Annotated in this window: 6 protein-coding genes; 4 read left to right on the top strand and 2 right to left on the bottom strand. The window is 72.2% G+C overall.

Annotated features, from left to right (window positions below; genetic code table 11):
• A partial coding sequence (locus LQ51_RS06815; RefSeq protein WP_046563823.1) for a hybrid sensor histidine kinase/response regulator occupies window positions 1–2,151 on the top strand: 2,151 nt, incomplete at its 5' end.
• The gene (locus tag LQ51_RS06810) at window positions 2,148–2,705 is read left to right on the top strand and encodes a response regulator (protein ID WP_046563822.1); all 558 of its coding nucleotides are present in this window, start codon (window positions 2,148–2,150) and stop codon (window positions 2,703–2,705) included. The genes LQ51_RS06815 and LQ51_RS06810, both read left to right, overlap by 4 nt.
• 4 nt (window positions 2,706–2,709) lie before the next feature.
• Here LQ51_RS06810 and LQ51_RS06805 read toward each other — a convergent pair whose 3' ends face one another.
• Window positions 2,710–3,231 carry a GbsR/MarR family transcriptional regulator gene (locus LQ51_RS06805; protein WP_231605479.1) on the bottom strand — a complete coding sequence of 174 codons (522 nt, stop codon included), beginning with the start codon at window positions 3,229–3,231 and terminating at the stop codon, window positions 2,710–2,712.
• A 67-nt stretch (window positions 3,232–3,298) separates the two neighbouring features.
• On the opposite strand from LQ51_RS06805, the gene LQ51_RS06800 reads away from it, so the two are divergent.
• Both LQ51_RS06800 and LQ51_RS06795 read left to right on the top strand, forming a co-directional pair.
• On the top strand, window positions 3,299–4,201 hold the full coding sequence (locus tag LQ51_RS06800; RefSeq protein ID WP_046563821.1) for an ABC transporter ATP-binding protein: 903 nt from the start codon (window positions 3,299–3,301) through the stop codon (window positions 4,199–4,201).
• A gap of 67 nt (window positions 4,202–4,268) precedes the next feature.
• Window positions 4,269–5,858, top strand: a complete 1,590-nt coding sequence (locus LQ51_RS06795) for an ABC transporter permease (RefSeq protein WP_046563820.1) — start codon at window positions 4,269–4,271, stop codon at window positions 5,856–5,858.
• 144 nt (window positions 5,859–6,002) lie between these two features.
• Here the strand turns inward: LQ51_RS06795 and LQ51_RS06790 are convergent, their stop codons facing one another.
• Window positions 6,003–6,335 (bottom strand): STAS domain-containing protein, encoded by a 333-nt coding sequence (locus LQ51_RS06790; RefSeq protein WP_046563819.1) that lies wholly within the window; start codon window positions 6,333–6,335, stop codon window positions 6,003–6,005.
• Window positions 6,336–6,435: the final 100 nt, after the last annotated feature.

The raw sequence follows: 6,435 nt of genomic DNA, 5'->3' as shown, positions 1-6,435 counted from the left end.
GTCTCCGGCACCTGGCGGGACCTCACCGAGAACGTCAACCAGCTCGCCTCGACCCTCACCACCCAGCTCCGGGCGATCTCCCAGGTCTCCACCTCGGTGACCCGGGGCGACCTGACCCAGCGGATCGCGGTCGAGGCGCAGGGCGAGGTCGCCGAGCTGAAGGACAACATCAACCAGATGATCGTCACCCTCCGGGAGACGACCAAGAAGAACGCCGAGCAGGGCTGGCTGGACTCCAACCTGGCCCGGATCGGCGGCCTGCTCCAGGGTCAGCGGGATCTCGGCGAGGTCTGCCGGATGATCATGATGGAGGTGACCCCGCTGGTCGACGCGCAGCTCGGCGCGTTCTTCCTGGCCGACAGCTCCGAGGGGAGCGTGCGGCTGCGGCTCACCGCCTCGTACGGGTACGTGGCCCGCGGGCACGACGTGACCTTCGGGCCGGGCGAGGGACTGGTCGGGCAGGCCGCGCTCTCCCGGCGCACCATCCGGGTCAACACCCAGCCCGACGGTCGGCTGGTGCTGCGCTCCGGGCTGGCCGAGACGCCCCCCGCCGACCTGGTGGTGCTGCCCGTGCTCTTCGAGGGCGAGCTGCTCGGCGTGATCGAGTTCGCCGGGGTGACCACCTTCTCCGAGCTGCACCTGGCGTTCCTGGAGCGGCTGGTGCTGACCATCGGGGTGGCGGTCAACACCATCCAGGCCAACCGGCGCACGGAGGAGCTGCTGGCCCAGTCCCAGCGGCTGGCCCACGAGTTGCAGGAGCAGTCGGCGGAACTCCAGCGCACCAACGCCGAGCTGGAGGACAAGGCCCGGCTGCTGTCGGAGCAGAAGACCAACATCGAGACGCAGAACCGGGAGATCGAGCTGGCCCGGCTCGGCCTGGAGGAGAAGGCGCAGCAGCTCACCCGGGCGTCGGCGTACAAGTCGGAGTTCCTGGCGAACATGAGCCACGAGCTGCGTACGCCGCTGAACTCGCTGCTCCTGCTGGCCCGGCTGCTGGCGGAGAACCCGGAGCAGAACCTCAGCCCGAAGCAGATCGAGTTCGCCCGCACGATCCACAGCGCCGGCTCCGATCTGCTCTCGCTGATCGACGACATCCTCGACCTGTCCAAGATCGAGGCGGGCCGGATGGACGTGGAACCGACCGAGATCCGCTTCTCGGAGATCCGCGGCTACGTCGAGCAGGCGTTCGCCCCGCAGGCCGAGGAGAAGGGCCTCGACTTCCAGGTCCGGGTCAGCAAGGAGCTGCCGCCGGCGCTGGTCACCGACGCCCAGCGGTTGCAGCAGATCCTGCGCAACCTGCTCTCCAACGCGGTCAAGTTCACCGACAACGGCGCGGTGACGCTGCGGATCGCCCCGGCCGCCGAGAACGCGGTCTTCGACGTGCCGGCGCTGACCAACGCCCAGCGGGTCATCGCCTTCTCGGTGATCGACACCGGGATCGGCGTCTCCGACGACAAGCTCTCGCTGATCTTCGAGGCGTTCCAGCAGGCCGACGGCACCACCAGCCGGCGGTACGGCGGCACCGGCCTCGGCCTGTCGATCAGCCGGGACCTGGCCCGACTGATCGGCGGCATGATCACCGTGTCGTCGGCGCCCGGTCAGGGCTCCACGTTCACCCTCTTCGTACCGGATGTGCTGGCGCCGGACGCGGTGGTGGCGCCGGCGCCGCCGTCGCCGCAGCGGGCGGGCCTGCCGTCGTCCCTGCTGATGCCGATGGAGCTGCCGCAGCCGGCGCAGACGCCGACCGCGCGCCGCCTGGACGGGGTGACCGTCCTGATCATCGACGATGACGTCCGGAACGTCTTCGCGCTCACCTCCGCGTTGGAACTTCACGGCATGACCGTGTTGTACTCGGACAACGGGGCGGACGGGGTCCGCCAACTGGCCGAGCATCCGGAGGTGGACATCGTGCTGATGGACGCCATGATGCCGGACCAGGACGGGTACGAAACGACCGGGCAGATCCGCCGGAATCACCGCTTCGCGGACCTGCCGATCGTCTTCCTGACCGCGAAGGCGATGCCGGGCGACCGGGAGTCCGCGATCGCGGCCGGGGGCAGCGACTACATCACCAAGCCGGTGGACCTGGACGAGCTGATCGAGCTGATGGCGTCCTGGATCAACCGGAGCCGAGGCGAGGAGACTTCGTGACCCAGTTGGCCAAGGCGCTGCTCGTGGACGACCGGCGGGAGAACCTGATGGCCCTGGAGGCGATCCTGCAGGGGCTTCCGGTGCAGTCGGTCGCCGTGGAGAGCGGCGAGGCGGCGTTGAAGCAGCTTCTCGTCGACGACTTCGCGGTGATCCTCCTCGACGCGCAGATGCCGGACATGGACGGCTTCGAGACGGCCACCCACATCAAGCGGCGCGAGCGCACCCGGCACGTACCGATCATCTTCCTCACCGCGGCGGACAAGGACGCCCAGCTCGCGCTGCGTGGTTACGCGGTGGGCGCGGTCGACTACCTGACCAAGCCCTTCGACCCGTGGGTGCTGCGGGCCAAGGTCTCGGTCTTCGTCGAGCTGTGGGTGAAGACCCGGCAGCTCGCCGCCCAGTCCGACCTGGTGCGGGAGCGGGACGCCCAGTGGCGGGTGCTCACCGACGCGGTGGACGAGGCGACGGCCCTGCTGCGCGCCGACGACGACGCGGCGTCCCGGGACCGCGCCGTGGACCTGTTGGAGCAGGCCCGCTGGGGCAACGCCGGCTGAGCGCTCAGCCGTCGGCCCGGCCGTCGTGCCCGGTCGCGGCGCGCCGGGCCCGCCAGCGTTCGCCGAGGGCGTCGATCTCCTCCTGGACGAAGAGGAAGAAGTCCCGCATCTCGGCGACCCGCTCGCCCGCCGGGGTGTCCCGCCCGCCCAGCGCGTCCACCCCGCCGTTGGCGATGTCGATGAAGTTCTTGTAGAGGCCGGTCTTGGTGATGGTGGCCTCGTACCAGGGGTTGACCGGCATCCGGTAGCGGTCCCGCCGGGAGCCCTTGACCGGCTCGCGGACCAGCATGGCGAACTGGGTGAGGTAGCGCACCGCGCCGGACACGGCGGCGGCGCTGACCCCCAGCCGCTCGCCGATCTCGGCGGCGGTGAGCGGCTCGTCCGCGCTCATCACGGTGAAGAGCACCCGGCCCGCCATGCGGGGGAAGCCGACGTCCGCGAAGGCCATCGCCATCCGTTCGACGAAGAGGTGGACCTCTTCCTCGTCCGGCTGGGGCGGCTCGGTCATCGGCGTCGTCTCGCTCATCACACCTGATCGTCTCTCAGATCTCACCATCTTCACAAGTTTGTGAAACGAGCGTAGCTTCCGAAGTATGGAAACCCCAATCGAGGTGTCCGGCCTGGTGAAGACCTTCGGCCGGACCAGAGCGCTCGACGGACTCGACCTGACCGTCCGCACCGGGGAGGTGCACGGCTTCCTCGGCCCCAACGGCTCCGGCAAGTCGACCACCATCCGGGTGCTGCTCGGCCTGCTGCGGGCGGACGCGGGGGCCGTCCGGCTGCTCGGCGGTGATCCCTGGCGGGACGCCGTCGCCCTGCACCGCCGGCTCGCGTACGTGCCCGGCGACGTCACCCTCTGGCCCAACCTCAGCGGCGGCGAGGTGATCGACCTGCTCGGCCGGATGCGCGGCGGGCTCGACCCGAAGCGCCGGGCCGAGCTGCTGGACTCCTTCGAGCTGGACCCGCGCAAGAAGGGCCGGGCCTACTCCAAGGGCAACCGGCAGAAGGTCGGCCTGGTCGCCGCCCTCGCCTCCGACGTCGAACTGCTCATCCTGGACGAGCCGACCTCCGGCCTCGACCCGCTCATGGAGGAGGTCTTCCAGCACTGGGTCCGCCGGGCCAAGCAGGACGGCCGCACGGTGCTGCTCTCCAGCCACATCCTGGCCGAGGTCGAGGCGCTCTGCGACCGGGTGACGATCATCCGGAACGGCCGCGCCGTCGAGTCCGGCACCCTCGGCGACCTGCGGCACCTGCACCGCACCTCGATCGACGCCGAACTGGCCGGCCCGCTCGACGGCCTGGCCGAGCTGCCCGGCGTGCACGACCTGCGGACCGACGGCAACCGGGTGCGCTTCGACGTGGACACCCCGGCCCTGGACGCCGCCCTGCGCCGCCTCACCGAGCTGGGCGTACGCAGCCTGGTCAGCACGCCGCCGACGCTGGAGGAGCTGTTCCTGCGGCACTACGAGGCGGCCCCCGAGGAGCTGACCCGATGAGCGAGCGTCAGCCAGCGAACCGCGTGGCCGCGCCCGGTGCGGCCGCCGAGCGGAGCGAGGTGGTCGCATGAGCACCCTCACCGGCACCCGGCACCTGGTCCGGCTGATCCTGCGCCGGGACCGCTTCCTGCTCCCGCTCTGGGTGCTGGTCCTCGCGGTCCTGCCGATGTCATACGCGGCCAGCTTCTTCGAGCTCTTCCCCACCGCCGCCGAGCGGGCCGCGTACACCGCCGGCACCGCCCGCAACCCGTCGATCATCGCGCTGCTCGGCCCGGTGTACGGCGACAGCGTCGGCGCGCTGACCGCCCAGCGGAGTGGCTTCCTGCTCGTCATCGTCGGGCTGGCCAGCCTGCTCACCGTCATCCGGCACACCCGCACCGAGGAGGAGGCCGGCCGGCGCGAGCTGCTCGGCGCCACCGTGCTCGGCCGGTACGCCGGGCTCACCGCCGCACTGCTCGTCACGTACGCGGCCGACCTGCTGCTCGGCCTGCTCACCGCCGCCGGGCTCGCCGCCACCGGCCTGCCGGCGGCCGGCTCGTACGGCTTCGGCCTGGCCGCCGCGCTGACCGGGATCGTCTTCGCCACCGTCGGCGGGCTGGCCGCCCAGCTCACCGAGACGGCGGGCGGCGCGCGGGGGATCGGCATCGCGGTGCTCGGTGCCGCCTTCGCGCTGCGGCTGGTCGGCGACACCGCCGGCAACGACTGGCCGAGCTGGCTCTCCCCGCTCGGCTGGGCTGCCCGGGTGCGCCCGTTCGAGGGGGAACGCTGGTGGGTGCTGGCCCTGCCGCTGATGGCGTCGGCGCTGCTCGCCGCGGTGGCGTACCCCCTGTCGGTGCGCCGCGACGTGGGCGCCGGGATGCTGCCGCCCCGGCTCGGCCCGGCCACCGCCGGGCCGTCCCTGGCCGGGCCGTTCGGGTTGGCCTGGCGGCTGCACCGGGGCCAGCTCCTCTGGTGGTCGGTGGGCTTTGCCCTGCTCGGGCTGATCCTGGGCGGCGCGGCCGAGGCCGCCGGACGCTCGGTGGCGGGGAACCGGCAGCTCGAAGAGATCATGTCCCGGCTCGGCGGCGCCTCCGGGCTGGCCGACGCGTACCTCGGGGCCACGCTCAGCCTGGCCGGGCTGGCCGCGGCCGGGTACGGGGTGCAGGCCGCGCTGCGGATGCGGACCGAGGAGACCGCCGGCCGGGCGGAGCCGCTGCTGGCCACCGGCACGCGCCGCTCGGCCTGGCTGCTCTCCCACGTGGTCTTCGCGCTGCTCGGCCCGGTGGTGGTGCTGGCGGTGACCGGGCTGGCGATCGGCCTCACCTACAGCATCAGCGTGCACGACGCGGGGCAGCTGGGCCGGATGACCGCGGCCGGCCTGGCCCAGGCGCCGGCGGCCTGGGTGCTGGCCGGCCTGGCGGTGCTGCTCTTCGGCCTGGCGCCACGCCTGGCACCGGCGGCCTGGGCGCTGCTGGCGGTCTGCGTGCTGCTCGGTCAGCTCGGCGCGGTGCTCCAGCTCGACCAGTGGCTACTGGACCTGTCCCCGTTCACCCACACCCCGCAGGTCCTCCGGACCGCCTGGAGCGCCACCCCGCTCTGGCTGCTGACCGCCCTGGCCCTGGCCCTCACCGCCGCCGGCCTGACCACCCTCCACCGCCGCGACATCCCGGCCACCTGACCCCCCACCACCTGACCCCCCACCCACGTTGATCAAGGAGTTTGCGTCCCTGACGCGCCGGGCGCGGACGCAAACTCCTTGATCAACGCAGCAGGCAGGGGGCGGGGGAGGGGGTGGGTGGGTGGGTGGGGTGGGTGGGGTGGGTCAGGGGGCGGTTTCGTTGCGGATCATGAGGGCGCTGCGGAGGCCGGTGATGTCGAGGACCCGGAGCAGGAAGTCGCCGACGTTGCTCAGGACCAGCAGGCTCTGGGCGTGACTGGCCTTGCGGCTGAGCACCACCAGGGTGCCCAGGCCCTGCGAGTCGCAGAAGGTCACCCCGCCCAGGTCGAGCACGATGCGGGGCGGCGGGTCGGCCAGCACCTCATTGACCACCGTCGACAGCTGGGCGGCCGTGAGCATGTCGATCTCACCGGCCAGGCGAAGCACGGCTTCGTCCCCGGTCCGGTGTACGGCGATGGACAGTTCGGCACGATCCACCCGGTCAGCCTATCGCGATCTCGACCACCGGGCCTGTCGAGCCGGGCGCGGTCGGGCCGCCGGCGCGCCCGGCCCGAAGGGCGACGGCCACCACCGCGGT

Origin of the sequence: Micromonospora sp. HK10 (genome assembly GCF_000982955.1) — a bacterium.
Classification (GTDB): Bacteria; Actinomycetota; Actinomycetes; order Mycobacteriales; family Micromonosporaceae; genus Micromonospora.
The sequence above is the reverse complement of the archived record's forward strand: the minus strand, read 5'-3'. Positions and strand labels throughout refer to the sequence as shown.